At 44.1% G+C, this 2,770-nt stretch carries 3 protein-coding genes and 1 pseudogene; 2 read left to right on the top strand and 2 right to left on the bottom strand.

All coding sequences use genetic code 11. The features are described 5' to 3' along the window. Positions 1-335 (top strand): annotated as a pseudogene (locus tag Q0386_RS00580) (DNA-binding response regulator); the annotation flags it as partial. A 341-nt stretch (positions 336-676) separates the two neighbouring features. Here the strand turns inward: Q0386_RS00580 and Q0386_RS00575 are convergent. Continuing rightward, positions 677-1,327 carry a thiol:disulfide interchange protein DsbA/DsbL gene (locus Q0386_RS00575; protein ID WP_299025607.1) on the bottom strand — a complete coding sequence of 217 codons (651 nt, stop codon included), beginning with the start codon at positions 1,325-1,327 and terminating at the stop codon, positions 677-679. Positions 1,328-1,489: 162 nt separating this feature from the next. Between Q0386_RS00575 and Q0386_RS00570 the strand changes: the two genes are divergently transcribed. After that, entirely contained in the window at positions 1,490-2,332 is an 843-nt protein-coding gene (locus Q0386_RS00570; protein WP_297997977.1) for a substrate-binding domain-containing protein, read from the top strand. 169 nt (positions 2,333-2,501) lie between these two features. Here Q0386_RS00570 and Q0386_RS00565 read toward each other — a convergent pair. After that, positions 2,502-2,770, bottom strand: a 269-nt coding sequence (locus tag Q0386_RS00565) for an aryl-sulfate sulfotransferase (RefSeq protein ID WP_299025604.1), incomplete at its 5' end; no start/stop codon positions are given.

Raw genomic sequence — 2,770 nt, 5'->3', positions numbered from 1 at the left:
CCGCTCTGTGCCGTCTGCTCGTGGCTCTAACCTACGAAAAGGACGAAAAGCTCGTACGCCTGGGCCCGCAAACCAGTATAAATCTCGCCAAAGAAAAGATCTACAAAGACGGTGAGGAGATCTATCTATCATTTTTGCAAAACAAGCTCTTTTGGCTATTTGCGTACAATCTAAACAAGCTCGTGAGCTACGAGATGATCGAGGAGTTCGTCTACGAGGGCGAGCAAACGAGTAAGGGCGCGATACAAAACGTCGTGCTGAGGCTGAAGCGGGAGCTGGGGGTTAAATTTAAAAACATTAGCGAGAGTGGATATATCCTACTAAGCGGCGAGTAAATTTAACTTTGCGGCTTGCCTCGCGAGCGTCTTTAACGGAGCTAGTAAAAATTTAGCTCGGCGGACTACCTTGTCCAGCCCACGCTAAATTTTTACGTCGCAACCCTTAAATCCATCTCGCAATACTTCGCCTTGACTTTTTACGTTCAAATTTTAAAGTCAAATTTGTAAATTTTGGCTCAAATTTTACCCGCCGAAACCGCGCTTTGAAAATATAAAATTTAGTCGCTATCGTGCCGCAGGGCTTAGCGATAAAATTTGCTAGAAGCCCCGCGGCCAAATTTACGCAGCGCGATAAAACAAAGTTTGCTTTGGCGCGACTAAATTTAATGCGACAAAACCTATTTCGCCAGCAGCTCCTTTACCGCAGCGACCATTTCATCTAGCGAGCCGAACGAGGAGGTGTTTAAAAGATACTTGCCGCTGACGACAAATGCCGGCACGCCTGAAATCACCGCGACTTCGTAGCCCGCGTCCCACTGCGCGAGCAGAGCCTGCGCCTTTTTGCTAGCCAGCGCCGCTTCGTATTCGCTCTCGCTCACGCCCGCGGCATCCAGCGCGGTTTTGATAAACCTTTGTTTATCGCTACCGCCGCCGAAATCATCCTTTTTGTCGTGGATCGCTTTGTAAATCGCGAATTTCGCCTTTTTAAATTTAGACTCGTCGCTTAGTAGGCTCACATCGTCCTTTTCATCAAGCACGATGAGGGCTGCGAATATACCGCTCGCCGTCTGTCCGAACACACCCTTGGTCTTTAGATGCCACGGCAAAAACTCCGTCCTCTCAAGCTTTTTCATCAGCTGCGGCGTGACCGTCCTATCGAACGCATAGCAGTGCGGGCACTCGTAGTTAAAAATTTTAACGACGCTGTTTTTCGGCACGTTTAGCGGCTTTTGCAACACTTGATAATTAACGCCCTCCTCTAGCGCGTTTGCGCCTATGCCAAGCAAGCAAACGGCGGCTAAAATTCTTAAAAATTTAGCGATTTTCATAAAATTCCTTTGCGGTAAATTTTAAAGATTGTATAAAATAAAGGGTAAATTTGAAATAAAATCTAAGCAACGAGCTTCTTTTTTAATTCTTTAACCATTTCGAGTTTAAGTTCCTTGGTTGTATAATGCCTGAAATTTTACATTTCAAAACAAGGAGTAGTTATGAAAAAGTCTATTTGTATCGCGATTTTGCTATGCGCCAGTTTGATGGCGAGTGAGTGCACCGCAGTGTATGGAGACGGAAAAACGGAGCTAAAGCTTGCTACGGGAAGCCCGGGAGAGCTTGGGCTACTCGAAGTTTTATCTAATGAATTTAGCAAGGCAAACGACACCAAAATTTGCTGGATAAAAGCAGGAAGCGGTCAGACTCTCGAACTTTTGAAAAATAAAAAGATAGATATCGCTATGGTTCACGCTCCAAAGGCGGAAATAAGCGCCGTAAAAGAGGGCTGGGCTACGCAAAGGACGTTGATCGGATCAAACGAGTTTTTTATCGTAGGGCCTAAAAACGATCCCGCAAAGATAAAAACCGCCCAAAACGTAACAGAAGCCTATACTGATATAGCCAAGTCCCAAAGCCTTTTTTACACCAGAGCGGACAACTCCGGAACTCATAAAAAAGAGCTTAGTATCTGGAAAATGGCAAATATCGTTCCACAAGGTCAGTGGTATGAGGCAAATAAAGATTTTATGTTAGCGACTCTTTTAAAAGCTGATAAAAACGGAGCATATTTTATGAGCGATAGCAGCACTTGGGTCGTGGCGAAAAAAGATATAAAATCCAGCGAAATTCTATTTCGCGGCGATAAATATCTAATAAATACGTATTGCGCCCTAAGACAAAACGATAGCGATACTACCGAAAGCAAGAAATCGAAAGATTTTATAGATTTCGTAGCTTCAAGCGCAGGGCAAGAGATAATTAAAAATTACGGTAAAGACAGATACGGCGAAGGGCTTTACAACGACGCTGCATACGCTCAGAAATATTTTATAAGCGAGTAGAATTTAAGTCTTAAAAGATGAAATTCGGCAAATTTGATAAGCCGAATTTCAACGACGCGATGGGTAAAATTTAAGCAAGCGGGTTAAATTTCAAACCGAATTTAACCCGCCGCGTAAATTCTAAATTTAACTGCGGCGATCGCAGTAAATTTAATCTCGCCGCGAAATTTTAATAATCAAAAATATTCGGATCGATCACCAGCGCGCGGTATGCTACGTCGTCTCTAGACGCCGACTCCACGTCCATTTCAAATTTAATGTCGTTTGTTTTCGGATCGATCTCCACGAGTACCATTTTGATCGTTTTATCGGGCTTTAGCAGATAGACATTCGAGCTTGAGATGAAGTAGGTGCTTTTATCCTTTTGCCACTCCACGACGCTAGTAACCGCGCTATAGAAGTCAAATCCGCGCTCCTTGCCAAACTCCCACGTCTGCT

The sequence above is a fragment of the uncultured Campylobacter sp. genome, assembly GCF_938045625.1.
Lineage (GTDB): Bacteria > Campylobacterota > Campylobacteria > Campylobacterales > Campylobacteraceae > Campylobacter_A.
Note: the sequence above shows the minus strand (reverse complement) of the source record. Positions and strands in the feature narration are given on the sequence as shown.